This window comes from Paenibacillus pabuli (assembly GCF_039831995.1).
In the GTDB taxonomy this organism is placed as follows: Bacteria; Bacillota; Bacilli; order Paenibacillales; family Paenibacillaceae; genus Paenibacillus; species Paenibacillus pabuli_C.
The window spans coordinates 764407-780967 of record NZ_JBDOIO010000003.1 but is presented as its reverse complement, the minus strand read 5'-3'; the positions used below and the strand labels follow the sequence as shown (position 1 = coordinate 780967).

General features: G+C 44.0%; 13 protein-coding genes. 5 read left to right on the top strand and 8 right to left on the bottom strand.

The features are described from left to right. The first annotated feature begins 8 nt into the window (after positions 1-8). Both ABGV42_RS05660 and ABGV42_RS05655 read left to right on the top strand, forming a co-directional pair. Positions 9-1658: an extracellular solute-binding protein gene (locus ABGV42_RS05660; protein ID WP_347380777.1), complete on the top strand. Its 1650-nt coding sequence runs from the start codon at positions 9-11 to the stop codon at positions 1656-1658. 195 nt (positions 1659-1853) lie between these two features. Next, entirely contained in the window at positions 1854-4520 is a 2667-nt protein-coding gene (locus ABGV42_RS05655; protein WP_347380776.1) for a discoidin domain-containing protein, read from the top strand. Between the two features lie 427 nt (positions 4521-4947). Here the strand turns inward: ABGV42_RS05655 and ABGV42_RS31855 are convergent, their stop codons facing one another. The 4 genes from ABGV42_RS31855 to ABGV42_RS05640 all read right to left on the bottom strand — a co-directional run bounded on the left by ABGV42_RS31855 (position 4948) and on the right by ABGV42_RS05640 (position 8753). After that, positions 4948-5169, bottom strand: a complete 222-nt coding sequence (locus ABGV42_RS31855; protein WP_431523638.1) for an NAD(P)-dependent oxidoreductase — start codon at positions 5167-5169, stop codon at positions 4948-4950. A gap of 886 nt (positions 5170-6055) precedes the next feature. After that, positions 6056-6397: an MmcQ/YjbR family DNA-binding protein gene (locus ABGV42_RS05650; RefSeq protein WP_347380775.1), complete on the bottom strand. Its 342-nt coding sequence runs from the start codon at positions 6395-6397 to the stop codon at positions 6056-6058. A gap of 28 nt (positions 6398-6425) precedes the next feature. Continuing rightward, positions 6426-7751: a replication-associated recombination protein A gene (locus ABGV42_RS05645; RefSeq protein WP_347380774.1), complete on the bottom strand. Its 1326-nt coding sequence runs from the start codon at positions 7749-7751 to the stop codon at positions 6426-6428. Between the two features lie 117 nt (positions 7752-7868). Next, entirely contained in the window at positions 7869-8753 is an 885-nt protein-coding gene (locus tag ABGV42_RS05640; protein ID WP_347380773.1) for an AraC family transcriptional regulator, read from the bottom strand. A gap of 380 nt (positions 8754-9133) precedes the next feature. On the opposite strand from ABGV42_RS05640, the gene ABGV42_RS05635 reads away from it, so the two are divergent. From ABGV42_RS05635 to ABGV42_RS05625, 3 genes are all read left to right on the top strand, one after another. Beyond that, positions 9134-9979 carry an SPL family radical SAM protein gene (locus tag ABGV42_RS05635; protein ID WP_347380772.1) on the top strand — a complete coding sequence of 282 codons (846 nt, stop codon included), beginning with the start codon at positions 9134-9136 and terminating at the stop codon, positions 9977-9979. A gap of 50 nt (positions 9980-10029) precedes the next feature. Next, complete coding sequence (locus ABGV42_RS05630) at positions 10030-10629, top strand: 3'-5' exonuclease (protein WP_347380771.1); 600 nt, start codon at positions 10030-10032, stop codon at positions 10627-10629. A 431-nt stretch (positions 10630-11060) separates the two neighbouring features. Beyond that, positions 11061-12530 carry a carboxylesterase/lipase family protein gene (locus tag ABGV42_RS05625; RefSeq protein WP_347380770.1) on the top strand — a complete coding sequence of 490 codons (1470 nt, stop codon included), beginning with the start codon at positions 11061-11063 and terminating at the stop codon, positions 12528-12530. Between the two features lie 491 nt (positions 12531-13021). On the opposite strand, the gene ABGV42_RS05620 is transcribed toward ABGV42_RS05625, so the two are convergent. The 4 genes from ABGV42_RS05620 to ABGV42_RS05605 form a co-directional block, all read right to left on the bottom strand. Further along, positions 13022-13192: a hypothetical protein gene (locus tag ABGV42_RS05620; RefSeq protein WP_347380769.1), complete on the bottom strand. Its 171-nt coding sequence runs from the start codon at positions 13190-13192 to the stop codon at positions 13022-13024. Positions 13193-13248: 56 nt separating this feature from the next. Continuing rightward, positions 13249-13410 carry a hypothetical protein gene (locus ABGV42_RS05615; protein ID WP_347380768.1) on the bottom strand — a complete coding sequence of 54 codons (162 nt, stop codon included), beginning with the start codon at positions 13408-13410 and terminating at the stop codon, positions 13249-13251. 239 nt (positions 13411-13649) lie between these two features. Beyond that, the gene (locus ABGV42_RS05610) at positions 13650-15011 is read right to left on the bottom strand and encodes an NtaA/DmoA family FMN-dependent monooxygenase (protein ID WP_347380767.1); all 1362 of its coding nucleotides are present in this window, start codon (positions 15009-15011) and stop codon (positions 13650-13652) included. Between the two features lie 333 nt (positions 15012-15344). Continuing rightward, positions 15345-16349, bottom strand: a complete 1005-nt coding sequence (locus tag ABGV42_RS05605; protein WP_347380766.1) for an MsnO8 family LLM class oxidoreductase — start codon at positions 16347-16349, stop codon at positions 15345-15347. Positions 16350-16561: the final 212 nt, after the last annotated feature.

Here is a 16561-nt window from a genome sequence, read left to right as displayed (position 1 = left end):
ACCGGAACATGAACGTATTGAGGAAGTTGCCATTCATAACAAAAGTAACAGGATTCATCCTGCTGCTTGGCATGCTGACTGCTTGCGATCAGAACGGGACAGATTCGGATGCCAAGCTGGATGAACGTTCCGGCTCATCAGATTACCAGACCATCTCAATTGCTTCACCCAATGACAATGGGAAATTAACCTACTGGGCAGAATTGAATGGTAATGCAGCAAGTATCAAGTCCAGCTTCAATGAGGTTCCTTTTTTTCAGGAATGGCAGCGGAGAACCGGAGTCAACCTACAATTCATCCGGCCTCCCGCCAATCAGGCCAAAGAAGCGATTAATGTGCTGCTTACGTCCGGAGAACTGCCGGATATGATTGAATACGAGTGGAGCAATTATCCCGGCGGGCCCGAGAAAGCGATTAAAGATGGATATATTCTGAGATTAAACGATGTTATTGATCAGTACGCACCTCATCTGAAGCAGTACCTGACCGAGCATCCGGACATTGATATGCAGATTCGTACAGCCAGCGGAAGTTATTACGCGTTTCCTTTTATTCAAGGAGATGATGAGCTGCGAACCTATCAAGGGCCGATTATCCGGAAGGACTGGCTGGATGAACTTGGACTTGATGTGCCAACAACGATTGATGAATGGCATACGATGCTTCAGGCATTTAAGGACAAAAAGGGAGCTGACGCCCCGCTTACTTTTCTAGGTGTTCCGAATCCGTTGTTCGGTATTGAAGGCGGCGGTTTTATTGGCGCTTTTGGCATTAAAAAGGGGTTCTACGTGGAAGATGGCCAAATTAAGTTTGGGGCACAAGAACCTGAATATAAGGCGTTCCTATCCTTATTTCGTGAATGGTATGCGGAGGGACTCATTGACAAGAATCTAGCTGCCGTCGATTCGGAGACTCAGGATACAAACATGACCACAGGACGCAGCGGTGCGAGTATCTGGAATGCAGGGGCGGGAATTGGTACATGGCTCCCCATCTTGCAGGAGACGGATCCCCATGCAAAGCTTGTGCCAGCGCCATATCCTGTCATGAACAAAGGAGATCGCCCGAAATTTGGTCAACTTGCTCCCGCTATCGGTTCCAGTGGAGTCGCTATATCCAGCAATAGTCATCATGTAGAAGAAGCAGCACGGATGCTCGATTACGGATATGGGCCTGAGGGACATTTGCTGTTCAACTTTGGTATTGAAGGTGTCAGTTTTGAGATGAAGGACGGGTATCCGACGTATACCGAGACTATTTTGAAAAACCCTGATAAGTGGTCGCCGGCACAAGCGCTTGCGATGTACACGAGAGCGAGTTATTTCGGTCCATTTGTCCAGGATACGCGATATATGGAACAATATTATATTTTACCGGAACAGAAAGAGGCGGTGCAGTTATGGTCCAGTACAGATGCTGTTCTGCATCAGGTACCAACCCTTCCCAAAACCGAGAAAGAAAGCACGGAGATGTCAGTCATCATGCAGGAAGTGAACAAAGTGGTAGACGAGATGTCGCTTAAAATCATTTTTGGCATGGAGCCGGTGGATGCTTTTGATACGTATGTCGAGCAAATTAAGTCATTGCAGATTGATCGTGCGATTGAGATTCAGCAGCAGGCGTTAGAGCGATATAATCGCGCTGTATCCTCTAAATAAATCTTTATATTGTATAAAATGGGCATTGAAGTGTCGTTTTTGTTAATGTAATTTCGTTCCCTCGTGCTCTACAATCGGTTATGACATGCTGAGTTGGCATGCACATGACTCTTGCTTAAGCAGGATCGGAGGTGACTACAGGGTTTCTTGAAACCGCTCACATACTCTGAAATCCAAAAGGAGGAGAACGAAAGAATGCGTAGAAAGTGGCCTTTATTATTGTTGGCATTTATGTTGACTGTTGGATTGTCTGCACCTGGAGTCCATGAGGTTCGAGCGTCGGAGGGTGACTCCCAGCCATCTATTGATCGTATTAGTGAGATTCTATCTCTGGGTACGGATGGCAGAAGCAGACTCTATCCAAACGATTGGTATCCGGGATTTAAAGACGAACAGGGAAGGTTTCTGCATGACTTTTCGTATGCCGGTTATCGGCGTGGGGAAACAGAACTACCTAAAACGGCTAAAAACAAACGTATTGACGTTACCAAATCACCTTATTTTGCCGATCCTTCAGGGAATCGAGATGCAACGCAGGCTATTCAAAAGGCAATTGATGATGCTATTGCGTTAGGTGGGGGTGTCGTGTATCTTCCCATGGGTACATATCAGGTTAACCCTCAGGACGGCAAGGATTATTCACTAAACATTCCTGCAAGTCGTGTAGTCCTGAAAGGTGACGGGATGAACAAGACTCATATCTATAATGCACAGCAAAATATGAAAAACAAGGATATTATCCGGATCGGCAACGGAGATTGGAAGAAAACCGGAATCTCTACGAAACTTCGCAAGTCGGTTACTGATCCAACTGTCCTGCTACCCGTTGAAGATACAAGTGGGTTTGAAGTGAATGATTACGTGGTCATTTCATTCGAAACGACGCCAGGTTTCTTACGTGAACTTGGCATGCAAAACAAGTGGTCGTCACTTCTTGGTAAAGTAGAACCATTATTCTATCGCCAAATCGTGGGCGTAGATTCAGAGAACAAAACGATTACGTTAGACATTCCGACGCGTTATCCCATGAAGCTGCGTGATGATATTACGATTAGTCAGACCGCAGATCCGATTGTCGAGGTAGGTTTGGAAGATTTCTCGATTGCAAACATTCAAAATGCGAAGTCGGGGCTTGGTGAAGATGACTTCAAAGTCGTTGGCACTGCTGGGTATGAAGCCGATAATGCCAAAGCGGTCAATGTGATTGCAGTGGCCAACAGCTGGATTCGAAATATTAACACCTATAAGCCAACTGGCAATGCGAATTATCATCTGTTATCCAAAGGGATTATTCTGGACCGTACGAAGAACGTCACTGTGGATCATGTAACCATGCAGTACCCGCAGTATCGTGGAGCGAATGGGAACGGTTATTTATATCAATTTATTGGCAATGATAATTTCATTAAGAATAGTAAGGCAATCGGAGCTAGACATAGCTTCACATATGCCAACTTCTCTGCGAACGGGAATGTCCTGCAAAGTTCGTATTCTGAGAAGCCTTCATTATTGACTGATTTTCATATGTATTTAAGCATGGCGAACCTGATCGACAACCTGGTCGTTAACGGGGACGGGATCTCTGCCATTACACGGGATTATGGATCATCCGAAACGAATCGTCATGGGGTAGTAACCACGGAAAGTGTGTTCTGGAATACGACCGGTCAGGCGGCACACCCTAGTAAATCCGGCGTTATAGTAGAATCAGAACAATTCGGGAATGGATATGTCATTGGAACAAAAGGAAAGGACAGCGGCGTGAACGTCAACATTGTGGGTTCCATACCGGATGCGAATACGCAGCCATTTGATATGGCAGAAGGTATTGGGGAGGGCGATCGTTTGTCCCCGCAAAGTTTATATCAGGATCAGAGCAAGAAGCGAATCAAAGATATTCATCTGGGGCTTCAATCCCTGTTGGTTAATGGCGAAGCTATAGGGGGTATGCAGTTCTTAAGAACGGATTACGATCATACTTTGCCTTATGGCACAACCGAAACGCCGATCATTTCTGCAAAAGCTTATGCCCAGGATGCAAAGGTTAAAATTAAGCAACCGCAAGGAACTAATGGAACTGGAGAGATTACTGTATCTTATCGGGATCACACCCAGAAAGTGCGAGTGAAGTTTAAGGTAGCTGATACACCCGTACTTCCAGAGAACACTTCCATCAGTCCTAATAAAACAGTACCCGGCTGGAGAGTCGCAGGGAATGCGATCAGTGCAGGCGAAAGCGGAGAATTATCCTCGTTTCTAACATTAGATAATGGTGAGATCGTAAACATTGCAGAATTGAATGTTCCTGTGACGTACACATCAAGTGATGATACAATCGGATATACAGAAGGAACTACATTCCATGCGGTAAAAGCGGGAAAAGTCGACATCATCGTGAGCTGCGTCTTTAATGGCGTAACGGTCGAGGCACGGGAGAAATTTGAAGTTAAAGAGCCTGTGGCCGAACCGGAGGGACCTTTCGCTGTCGTAACCAAGGTTACGGCAAGTGCAGATGATGGCAATCTGCCGATTCATACGATCGACCGTGATCCGGACTCCAGATGGTCTGCAGATGGAAAGGGACAATACCTGCAGTTGGAGCTTGAGCAACAGACTCAAGTAGGGCAGGTAAGCATTCAATTCTATAATGGGCATACGCGATCCAATTATTTTGACTTGGAGATATCAGTTGATGGTATTAATTACCAAAAAATATTAAGTAATGTGGCAAGTCAAAAACAGGCTGCTTATGAGACATTTGAATTTGAACCAGTTCAGGTCAAATTCATTCGATATGTCGGGCAAGGAAACGAATCCAATACCTGGAACAGCATTATTGAATTTTGGGTAAACGAGAATTAAAAATGACGTAGGATCAGATTAAAAGAATTCGATTCAGATTTATAGTATCGAATATCGAATATAATATGTGCTTATTTTAAAACTAAAATGGGTGCATATTATATTTGGATAGATTGGATAGCTGATTGTGAAGAAGTGATATTAGAGATGTTATTGTGATTCGTATACAGATCACATATTTATCCATATGAAATTGAAAAGATCTCGGGGGTTATAAATCAAAAAAGCCACATTGATCCATGTGGTAAGTTACTAAAACTATGGTACTGTTTCACAAAACTCGTATTTTGTACATATGTATTAAGTTTGGTACAAGGTCTTCATTACCAACAAAGAACTGCAATATTAGGCTGTGCTACTATAATTAACCTGATTCACAAACTGCCCCTGCATATGAACGCCGTTACATTTCTAACGGCTATATCCATCAGCCTCCTCCGTGCCATAAGCGTGCGGTGGTTCTGCAGATAGCACGCCACGCGCGGTTGATCAACTCATCAATGGCGGATGTTAGGGGGCAGTGTAGGCTAATGACATCAGCCTCTGCAAGTAGTTCAGGAACCTCCACTCCCTTTGCGCCCTTCCGCATAGGCTGCCAAGTCCTCTGCTGTGCTTTCTCTACGCCGCGTATACAGCACGTGCATGCCAAGCGCCTTGGCAACTGCAGCTACCTGCCTACTGATTGGCCATAGCCGACTAAACCAATCGTTTTGCCAGCTAGTTCCACCAACGGTTCAGCTATAGTAAAAGGATAAGTAATAATATCCTCATACAGAAACTACAATTATTTAATAATCCAAATATCTTATGATATCATCTGAATTCAATACGGTTATACCAATATTTCTTAGTTCCCATATGCCCTGATCGTAGACACCTGATATAGCATCAGCAGTCATAACTACATTGGATCACAGCCATATTAGATACCCAGAAAAAGAAGAAAATACTGGAGTTACTCGATGAAAGTTATACATTAACAAAGGATGCTTAACCTATTTGAAATTATTAAACGAAAAATAGCAACTAAGGATGATACATTCTTAGTTGCTATTTTTTACAGACCCCTAATTCTCAAAAGGTTACTCCTAATAATATCATCGGTATTAGCGTAATTGAGTATTTAATTCCCTAGCTCTCGATGCAGCAGAATTTATCGAATAAGTACTTTACAGGTTCCCCTCCAAAAGAAAAGACATGCATGGTATTACGTAGTCTTGCTCTTCGTCTGTTCTCAGTAAGGAAGACCTCCTTTAAATTTTTTAAAAGAAGTATATAGAAGCGTTGAGATGAAGATTGATTAAACGCATTTCTATCATACTCAGTATACTAACAACCCTGCTCAGCAAGGGCATTATACAATATTTAATATATAAAGGCGCGGTATAATTAAGGTTTGCATTCGACGATCCCGGCCAATGCAAACGAATAAACAAACAGCGACAGACAAGACTCCATATGTTTAGAAAGTCTTGTCTGTCGCTGTTTGTTTGATTTCCAACCTAGAGAAACATACATTCAATGTTCATAACAAATTATTTTTTCACTTTACGTTTGGGTTTTGTCAGGTCAAAACTATGTTTTACCATATCGTGAAGATCATCCTCCGGAAGTTCTCCATCTAGGATAACCGTATTCCAATGCTCTTTGCTCATATGATATCCCGGTTTAACTTCTTCAAATGCGTTTCGAAGGAATTCGGATCGATCAGGATCACATTTTAAATTAACACAAAGATGGCCATCTTTTTCAAATATTAACGCAAATATCTTCTCGTTTCCTTTGTGGCGTATGGCTGTCCAACCATCTCCAAAAGGATGATCCTCATATGAGGCTGGATATGACAAACCGTATTCCACGATTTCTTCTAATTTCATTTTAATTTTCTCCTATATTACAATGTATTTATTTTTGATTGTTGTTCTGCTTGTGCCATGCTGAAATTTCTTCCATCCTTTGTTTGATTTTAAATTCAGACCCTTGTGTTGTCGGATGATAATATTCGCGTCCGATCAGGGAATCTGGCATAGTCTGCATGGTTGTTAGCTTTTCTTCTGTGTCATGGGCGTACTGATACCCTTTACCGTAGTTTAGTTCTTTCATAAGCTTCGTTGGAGCGTTCCGAAGTTGCAAAGGAACAGGTTCACTCATGGAGTGTAAGGCGTCTTTTTTTGCATAGCGATAAGCCAAGTAAGCCGAATTCGATTTGGGAGCCAGAGTCAGATAAATAACGGCTTGTGTTAGATGAACATCACACTCTGGCATTCCTATAAATTGACATGCTTGAAACACCGAAACAGTGATTTCCAACGCCCTATTGTCTGCTAAACCTACGTCCTCACTTGCAAACCTAACCAGCCTACGAGCGATAAATAAAGGATCTTCACCGGATTCCAACATTCGTGACAACCAATAAATAGATGCATTGACATCACTATTTCGCATGGATTTATGCAATGCAGAAATGATATTGTAGTGTTCTTCTCCATCTTTGTCATACAATAGTGATTTTCGATGAATAATTTGAAGCAGCCCTTCTTTGCTAATTAGAATAGCTTCATCTTGTTTCTCTCCATTTAGCACAGCCATTTCTAAGGTGTTTAATGCCACTCTGGCATCACCATTTGAATATTCTGCGATAGCAGAAAGTACTCCCTCTTCAAAACTGATCTTCTGATCTCCGTATCCTTTAGGATCCACAATCGCTTTTTTTAATAAAAAAACAATATCTTCACTGCTTAATTGTTGAAGGACAAATACTTTGCTCCGAGATAACAAGGCTGAGTTAACTTCAAACGATGGGTTTTCAGTAGTCGCACCGATGAGAATAATGCTTCCTTTTTCCACATACGGAAGAAAAGCATCTTGCTGCGCCTTGTTGAAGCGGTGAATTTCATCGATGAATAGAAGGGTTTTCTCCCCTAGTTGCCTGTTTCCCTCAGCTTCCTTCATTACATTCCGGATATCTTTAATACCGCTAGTTACAGCACTAAAATCAATAAACTTAGACTTGGTTTGATTGGCAATAATTTTAGCTAGTGTTGTTTTCCCAACACCTGGAGGACCCCAAAATATCATAGAAGACACTTGATCATTTTTAATCATATCTTGCAGAACTTTTCCAGGGCCAAGTAAATGTTTTTGTCCTATAAAGTCTTCCAACGATTGAGGACGCACACGATTAGCCAACGGTCGATCATGTTCATTATCAAATAATGTTCCTTGTATCACAGTATCACTCCCTTTTGAACAACAAATGTGTGTCCTTAAAACTCTTGTAATGGTTATACCAAATTCTTTAGAGGTGTTCCCCACTCATGTACTTTAGACATAATTAAAAAAATATAATTAAAGGTTCTGCTTTCGGAATTCTACGGGTGTAAAACCAGTTTCCCGTTTAAAAAATTTACTAAAGTGAGTCGTTTCTTGGAAGTTAAGCATTTCTGCAATGTCGCTAATCAAGTAATCTGTATGCATTAACAAACGTTTAGCTTCGAGACTAATTCGAGCTGATATGAAAGCTTTAGCACTTATTCCAACAGCTGCGACTGTAACCCGTGTTAACGTTTTTTCTGTGCAATTTAAAAGGGCAGCATAGTCACTAACATGATTTAATTTGGCATAATTTTTCTCCACTAATTCTTGAAACTTTAAAAACTTTTGTGAGACCTGATAAGTAGAAGGGATTTTTTTTTGTTTTTGAATGATGTTAAGCCAAGCTACAAATGCATAAAGCTGAAACCGTAACAATATATGAACATCTTCTTTAGCTACTTGAATTAAGGAGTCTTGAACCATTTGCTCTATCAAAGTGTTTGCTCGCTGCAGCTCTGTAGTATTCAGCGTTAAACCCTTAGGGGTTCTGCCAATATCAAACGTTAAATTGAGTTCGTTCAACGTAAGTGAAGTAGGAAGAAGGAATTGTTCACGGAAAAGAATAACCCATCCATCCCAGTTCTCATCGTTTCCAAAATTATGGACTTGTCCAGGTGTTACTACTATCAAAGTTCCTTCCTTACAAGGGATGGGCTCAAAATCGATCCATTGAGTACAAGTTCCTTCGGTGACACAAATGAGCATATAAAACTCATAACGATAAGTGATTTTCATACTTTCCTCTGGGGTCCGCTCTTTGAGAGAAGATACACTAAAAATCTCCATATCATATGGGTAAGAAAACACTGGTTTATATATAAGAGGTTTTATTTTATTTTCCTGTTTGAATGAATCCAACGTTCACACAAACCTCCCCTAAAAGCATTTGATAAATAAAAATGTCCTTAAAATATCATTAAATATCCCATTTTTGCCTTCATCATATCTAATTAATGACCTAAAATGATCATATCACATTTTTGGAACGAAACAAACTTGTAGTGGGTCAAAGTGACACACAATTCTGATGTGCAATACCTTAGGACAAGGTTTAGTCGTGTTATCAAATTTTAATGGTATGGTTCTAACTTAATTTAACTCAAAAAAAATATTACGTTGTTGTCTCAACAACGCAGCACATATTATCCGTAAATTAAATTTTCACGTTACTTGTAGTGATTGATTCGATAGCTCTTTATTTTAATTGAGGTTCAGCATTCACAATAAAGGAGGCTAACATGCAGGTTAATAGTATAACAGCAAAAAAAATCTTAACTGAAATGAAAGGAGATTCCTCTGTCGGTTTCACACATTCATTAAATCCGTATAGTGGTTGTGCTTTTGGATGTAGGTATTGCTACGTTAGAGAAATGCCTATTCAAAGGTACAGTGATACTCCGTGGGGAGAGTGGGTAAGCATCAAAACAAATGCGGCCGATAATTATCGGAATGAGATAGTCAATCTCCGCGAAAGAAATAAACCCATTAATCTTTTTTTATCTACTGCAACAGATCCCTATCAACCACTGGAACGGAAGACGGAGCTAACTCGCTCTATTATAGAAGAAATGATCAAACACCCTCCAAATTTCCTTCAGATACAAACACGAAGTCCTCTTGTCGTAAGGGATCTGGATCTCTTACTTGAACTCAATCAAAAATGTGAGGTCCTTGTCTCCATGACTATAGAAACAGATCGGGAAGATATGAAACAATTGTTCGCTCCCCATGCTCCAGGCATTAAATTACGCTTGAAGGCATTAAAAGAAGTGAATAACGTAGGAATTGCTACCCAAGCTTCCATTTCGCCTGTTCTTCCATTCACACCCGATTTTCCTAAAACACTGGAGTCTTTCGTTGATCGGATCTATATCGACACACTTAACATTGGAGATGGGACAAGGGGAAAACGTTCTGAGCGCTTAGGAATGCCATTTTTGTTTAAAGAGAACCAGTTGGCCGAATGGTACCACATGGATATACATCTTAGAGTGGAAAAGTACTTTAAAAAGTTTTTTCCCGAAGAAATGATATTTGTTTCTTCCGATAAGGTGTATCCCTTAAAAGGAAAAGTATTTAAATAGTCGGGTCCTACCCTACTCTTGTGGATAGGAAGATAAAGGAGAATGAACTATTGAATTTTACAGCTATTGATTTTGAAACTGCAAACTTAAACCGATCGAGTGCGTGCTCTCTGGGTTTAGTTCAAGTTAGAGATGGGATTGTAACTGGTGAATATGAATGGTTAATTGATCCACAACAGCCGTTTAATCGAATGAATATTGCCATCCATGGTATTACACCTTCCATGGTTGACAAGCAACCTATATTTAAAGAACTTTGGACAACCATTGAACCATTAGTATCTGGAGAAATTATTATTGCACATAATGCTGTTTTTGATATAAGCGTACTAAGGTATTGTTTAGATGCCGCTGAAAAAAGCTATCCAGGGATACAATATTTATGTTCGTACAGAATTGGGAAAAAGCTGCTAAAAGAGCTTTCCTCCCATAAATTAAATATTATCTCGAATCATTTCGGAATTAGCCTAAATCACCATAACGCACTCGATGATGCCCGGGCATGCGCCCAAATTATGTTAAATTTTATGGAACAGCAACAGGAATGTGATCCGCTTCATTTTGCGAAATCCCTGGGATTTCAGGCGGGATCAATGTATTCAGATGGGTATACGCCTTTCAGGAAACGTAAATCAATCAAAAACAAGTAAGAAACAAAGCGGAATAGATTTGTGTAGTCTCTGGGTTATTACCTCCCTACACCAGTCAATGAACCACATGTTATCAACCATTGACCTTTTGAATAATTAATCTGTTTAACATTGTATAGAATGGATTTTATATGTTCATCACCCAAACTGTAACCAACGAAAAAAATGGATGTTCCATAGAAAATGCAAATAGTTTAGCAATGAAATAGATTTGTTTTTTAAAAGTTTTCGTAATGTTCAATGGTCGGTAGCTGCGGCATTCAAGATATCGTCCCTCATGTTGGACGTGTACACACCAACACAGCATACTTAAGATGGAACTGACTGATATGTCCTAAATATGTCATCCTAAGTCTAGATTTCACCTTTTCTTATTACAAATAATGGACTAAAATTATCATATCGCTTCACCTATGAAAGGAGAAACACAAATGAAACCTGACCACACCCTCAACGGAAGAACCGAACACATGAACAACACCGCTACGGCTGCCCGAGCGATCCGCTCCTGGCTGGGCATTCCCTACGCCAGCGCAGAACGCTTCCGCCGCCCCATTTTGCTACCGTTCAACCCAGATCTGCCATACGACCAGAAGGGACCTGCACCGCTGCAACCCGGCGACAATAGCTGGTTAGAGGCCGACAACGGATTAAGCGAGGACTGCCTGAACCTCAACGTTTGGGCACCGGAAGACGCTGGGGACGAACCGCTTCCCGTGATCGTCTACATCTACGGCGGCGGCTTCGAACACGGCGCGAACACCCAGACCACCTCGAACGCCTCAGGTCTCGCCGCGACCGGCCGCGCTATCGGGGTGTCCCTGAACTACCGGCTCGGCCCGTTCGGCTGGCTCTCGCTCTCTCAGTACGGGGGCCCGTTCGCGGACGCCACCAACCTCGGCCTGCAGGACATCATCACCGCGCTCAGATGGGTGCAGGAGAACATCGCCCGCTTCGGTGGCGATCCTCAGAACGTTACCGTCACCGGTCATAGCGCCGGCGCGTACTCCACGATGGCCCTCCTCGCAGCTCCGATTGCAGACGGCCTCTACCAGCGCCTCGCTGCTTTCTCCGGCGGCGCATCCCGGATCGTTCCCGCCTGGTGGGCCGAAGAACTAGCGAACACGTTTCTCACCGAACTCGGCATCGCAGACGATCCCGAACAACTGCACACCATGGATGGGAAGCTCCTCGCCGAGACGCTCATCAAGGTTAGCCCACGCGACATCGGCGACCGACACGGTATCGACAACACGACTATAGGCATCGTGAACGACCACTCTCAGACCGGGGCCATTCTTGCCGACACGCCGCTGCGTGTCCTCGAATCCGGGCGTCACCGCGACATCGACATTCTCTTTAGCACGGCGACGAACGAGGCAGACTGGTGGGTCATCAACGCGACCGAGAAGTTTGACCCGGGCAGCATCGACAACCTTGTTGACGAGCTGGTAACGAAGTCGAGGATCCCCCGAAGCCGTGCACGGCGTATCGTCGCCGCCTACGACGTCAACGGACGCACTCCGGTCGAGGTCCGCGGGGCGCTCCTTACCGACTACTTCTTTACCCTACCCGCCGCCCGTGCGGCACTCGCCCACGCCGCTGCAGGCGGCAACGCCCACTTGCTCGCCGTTGGCCCTGTCGAGGGTGCTCTAGCCGTACACGGCACGGAGATGTACGGCATCGTCGGCCAGCAACGCCCCCGACATAGCGACGAACAAGCCATCCGGGACACCTTCGTCCGCGACACCCTCCTCGACTTCGCCGCAGGCAACCACGACCGGCTTTGGAACTCCGTGACCACGGAACCTATCACACATGGGATTGGCAACCCATCATTCGACCCTACCGCGCATGCAGCCGAAGTCCTGCGCACCTTCGCGGGCATTGAACGGACCTGAGCTGCCCCAAACGTGCACGGGGTCGCGCACCGATCAAACTCAACTCACTTTGCATCGCCGGCGGCCCCACCGGCAGCACGTGAGATGACTACAAGTACCGATAAAAGGAATAAGATGCCCTGTTGAGGCAGCAAGTCCATTATCCATTCCAGAAAACACTCTTCAAGTCATCTAATTTACGCTATCCTGCCCGTTGGTTAATGAATAAACAGGGAGAACATAGATTAGATAAACGGCTAATCGGTAATAGGAACATGTTCGTGTCCAATACAGTAATCGGTACAAGTTCTTGTCCTTGGCTTGGGACAAGAACTTGTACCGATAAAATAAAAAAGCCGCTAAATTAGCGACTTAAATGGGACCATGTTCTTGACCTTCGACACCGTCAGAAATACTTCTAGTAATTTCCACTTTAGCTAATTCGCTGTACCTTCCTTCAAAATGGCAATTATCCTATATTACCATTCATAAAATACCAGCGGTCACCTCTATTATGAAGGTTCCCTTTTTTCTTCAGGGTCCTTAATTTTTTTAAAATAGAAGCTTGTGAATTCGTTTCTTCCGTTACTAATAAATCTTGAATCCAAAAATGAAACAATCTTCTTTGCGCTTATTTCTGGGTGTTCTTTTATACAAGTGAGGATAATGTCCTCAATTCCCATTGGTTACATCACTCCTCTATTTAATCAAAGTATAATCTATTTTCGGCTCTTCAAATTCATATTGAATATCTATTTTCTGGAAAATAGAGTCCCAAATAACCACGCAAAGTATATGATTCATATTCTTTACGGAAAATACCTTTTTCTTGTAAAATAGGAACCACCAAGTCAACAAAATCTTTTAGACCTGTTGGATATTCTTGTCGTACCAACAACATATCTATGGCACCCGCTTCATACCATTCCTGAACTTGATCGGCTACTTTCTCTGCCGAACCAAAAAATAACGTCGCAATAATAAAATCTGCTGCGGATCGCCCTTCTAAATCAACCCGTGCGTAGCGGATGTTCGCCTCAATTTTCGCTAAGCACGGATCGACCAGCGGGGCGCGCTAGGCGTTTTTCAGTACCTACTACCCGTCGATGAGCGTCATACTGCAGATGATCTTCTGGTCTGTCAACGGGTTCCTCCTGTCGATCCGGTTGCGATGCGGGTGTCGAGTCCGTACTGCGTTGGCAGTCCGAGGTGATCACGGAGGGTCTTTCCCTCGTAGCCGTCGTGGAAGAGGCCGCGTTCGCGCAGGATCGGGACGACGTGATCGACGAAGTCACCGATCCCGGTGTGGAAATCGTCGAAGTTCGTCACGAATCCGTCCGCTGCCCCGGCTTCAAACCATTCCTGGAGATGGTCGGCAACTTGCTCGGCGGTGCCGGCCACGTAGGGATTGGGATCGAACACACCATGGGCGAGTATGTCACGTGGCGACCATCCTGCTTTGGCCAGCTCGACTGCGCGAACAGACCGTGCGTCGTTTGGATACGCGCGGACGGAAGCGAGCTGCGCCGCGGTAAGGGGCTCGTCGGGCAGTGTGAGTTCCTCGTGCAGACCGAGATAGGCGCTCAGGCGTGACAGCTGCCCATGGACATCTATCCGGTCATCTAGCGCGCGACGTGCGTTCAGGGCTTGGCGTTCAGTGTCGCCGACGGTGTAACCGACGAATGCGACGAACTTGATTTCCTCGGGGTCCCGTCCGGCCTGTGCTGCGGCCTGTCGCACAGTGTGACGTATGGCTCGGCCTTCCTCGATGCTGGATGGCATTCCGATGACGACGTTGGCGTACATGCCGGCTGCTTGCAAGCCGTATCCGCTGCTGGCGGGCATCATGATGACCGGTTGGCCCTGCTCGGATGGCGGGACAGGAAGGGGTCCGCGTGCTCCGACGTGCTTGCCTTGCAGGTTGACCGGGCGGATGTGGGCCGGGTCGGCATACATGCCGGCTTGGTCGGGCTGGCCCGCCTCATACCCCCAGCTTCCCCAGAGCGCCTGGACGACCTGCATCGTTTCGTGGAGACGTTCGTATTTGTTCTCCCTGGGCGGTAGTACCTTGCCGAAGTTCGCGAAGGCGTCGGGTTCGTAGCTCGGCACGGCGTTCCATCCGGCCCGGCCGCGGCTGATGACGTCGAGGACCTTGAGCTGACGGGCCAGCAGGTATGGCTCGGTAAAAGAGGTGGACGCCGTGCCCATCAGTCCAATTCGTTCGGTCGCCTGTGCCACCGCCGAGAGTGTAATGATCGGGTCCATGTTGAACATGGAAGGTGCTGTGGACAGGTCTCCATTCATGAAGAGACGGTCAGGCAGAAAGACAAACTGCAGTCCCCCTCGTTCCGCTGTCCGTGCCTGCTCCACCGTGGCATCGATGTTCGTGTAGGACCGAGGGTCCACGTGCGGCATCCGCCATGTGGCGGGGTGCATACCAAAGTTGTTCCCCAGGGTCACGCCCAGGATCATGTTCTTGTTTTTCATATTTCTATTATTCATTGATAAACCTTCTTTTTTACTAGAATTAGTAAGAGAATGTTGTCACCTTAGTAAAACAGACATAGCTGTAGTATTGCTAAATAGCCATTCTATACATCGCCCTGTCACTGAAGTGAAAACAACATGCCTTCCTCCTGTAAAATCAATAAAATGATTGTATAGTTTCTTTAATAGTTAAAAATTCACCGTAAGATTCTCGGATAGATTTTAACATTACGACATTTTTTCCAATTTGGCTCAAATCGTTCAGGTATGTCTACTTTCAAAAACCTTCATACAAGCATACGCGTACGAAGACCGCCACGTTTATTAAGGATTGTGTGTCTAGAGCTATTATGCTTTCATCAATTCAGCGAATAATGTATATCCTTTTAATCGCGTACGCTGATCTGCATAAAAATCCGCGACCATAATCTCGTCGATGAGTGCTCTACGTTCAAGTTCTTGAATTTGTGTTTTAACTTGCTCGGGATTCCCAATAATAAAACGCCCTTTATTTTGTTCACGGATGGCTAGTTCAAGTGGAGTAAATTCATAGTTAGCAGCTTCTTCCACCGATATTAATTGCAGTTCTTCTGTTTTTGAACCCTTATACATTCTCATCCAGCTAATTTCAGCGGGTAATGCCGCTAGCTTTGCCTCTTCCTCAGTGTCCGCCACGAAAATAAATTTCGATAAAATGCTATATGGCTTTTCTTCATGACCTTGCGCTTCAAAGCGATGTTTATATTGCTTTAATAATTGAACGTCTTGACGAGGGTTTAATTGACCTGCAAAAGCGAATTTTAAACCAAATTTTGCCGCTAAGCTTAAGCCACCATCGGATGAGCCTAGCATAAACATATTTGGCTTATACGGTGCACCAGGAATTTTTAGCTCTTGTAATGGATGTCCTACTGGGAAGGATTTCGTTAAATGATAGATGATCTCTTGAATCTGATCAGCTGTATTTACCTCAATCATTTTCTCCCTCGTCATCTGGAGTGCAATTTTTGCTAAAAGGTCTGTACCAGATGCACGTCCCATGCCTAAATCCACACGATTCGGAAACGCTGCTTCTAATATTGCAAAGTTTTCCGCCACTTTATAAGGGCTATAATTAGGCAACATAATGCCTCCTGCCCCGATGTTCATATTTTTCGTTAATGTACCTGCGAGCATCATTAATAAATCTGGTGCCATACTAAAAATTGTCGTTGCGTTGTGATGCTCTGTAAACCAGTAGCGCTTATAGTCTAAAGAATCAGCTAATTCCAATGTTTCTTTTGTATTTACTAGGGCTTGTTGCGGGTTTTCTCCCTTAAAAATATGCACATAATCAAGTATTGAATAGTTCATATTGTCATCTCCAGTTTAACTGCCTTTAGTTACTTTAATTGCTTGGCTAGTTCTCTTAATTTTTTTCTGCATAATGTTACGGTATAAAAGCTAAATCTAAATTTCCTCTTAACGTATCTGCATGATAATCAATTTTAAAAACCACGTTTCTGTAAAATGGGAAGGACACGATGATAAAAATTTTCGAAGCTTTCCTCCCTGTACCTATATAT